General features: G+C 66.7%; 1 protein-coding gene. It reads left to right on the top strand.

Annotation, left to right across the window (positions count from 1 at the left end):
• Positions 1-215: 215 nt before the first annotated feature.
• Complete coding sequence (locus AOK01_RS39880) at positions 216-980, top strand: hypothetical protein (RefSeq protein WP_055520519.1); 765 nt, start codon at positions 216-218, stop codon at positions 978-980.
• Positions 981-1,151: the final 171 nt, after the last annotated feature.

The following is a 1,151-nucleotide window of genomic DNA, read 5'->3' as shown; positions in this document are numbered from 1 at the left end:
GTCAGGGTGACACGAGTCGGCGCTGCCAGCAGGTCGAGGATTTTCGCGGCCGGCCGGAAAACAGCCGCTACGTCCAACGCAACGGGCGTTCCACTCCGCCACGTTGCCGCAGGTTGCTCTAGATTCTGACAAGACCTGAACACATCGTGTACGAATTCTCTTGCCCCGGGCAACGAATACCCGATGAGCCGCTGACCTTTTGGGGACCATTCGCAGTGACCACCGTAATCGTGCAGCTTCCCGACGCCGTCGTCCGCCGCTCGGACGCTCCTCGGCCCGAGCCGCGCCTGGTGCGCCTGAGTCCAGGCCAGAGCGCCAGGTTCGGGCGCGGGGAGCCCGGCGGACGACCGCCCATCGCGTTGAACGATCCCGCGGTGTCGCGGTGTGCCGGACAGGTCACCGCGGTGGAGGACTACTGGCGCCTTTGCAATTACAGTGCCGCGGCGACGTACGTCGTGGAGAACCTGGAAGGGGCGGGAGAACACATACGCGTCGCTCCCGGCCGTATCGGTGCGCCCGTCCCGTTCGAGTTGTCCCGAGTAATACTGCCCGCCGCCGAAACCCCCATGGAATTCAAGGTGTTCGCGCCCCAGCACGCGTATGCGGAACCCAAGTGCGACGCCCTCGCCGGGGAACCCACCACGAGCCCCTTCTCGCTCAACCCCACGTCCAAGTATTTTCTGGTGCTGCTGGCATTGTGCGAACCGCGACTGCGCTCCCCGTCGAGCGCCGCCGTCCCGGGCGTGGGAGAAGTTCTCGAACGGCTGCGGCCGCTCCCGGGGTGCCAGGACCTGACCCGGTCCGCGCTCAATTACCACATCGACTATCTCGCCGACACCAAACTGCGGCTGAGGGACGGCCCGGACGGCTCGTACGGCGAGGCGGGAGGCAAGCGTGAACGGCTGGTCAGCCTCGCACTGCGCTTCAACCTGGTCCGTGAAGAGCACTTGGCCCTGCTCCCGCCGGCCGTCAGACGCTGAACCGAAAGGCTCACGAAAATGAATCACCCCCACACCACTCCCCCACTCGACCCCGCACCGGGGTACCGGATCGCGGACTGGGAGATCACCGGCCTGATCGGTTCAGGCAGCTGGGGCAGCGTGTATGCCGCCAAGAAGGTCGTCGACGGCGCGGCGGGCGGCGCGGCCGTC

The sequence above is a fragment of the Streptomyces aurantiacus genome (genome assembly GCF_001418335.1).
Classification (GTDB): Bacteria; Actinomycetota; Actinomycetes; order Streptomycetales; family Streptomycetaceae; genus Streptomyces; species Streptomyces aurantiacus.
This window is presented reverse-complemented; position numbering and strand designations above follow the sequence as displayed.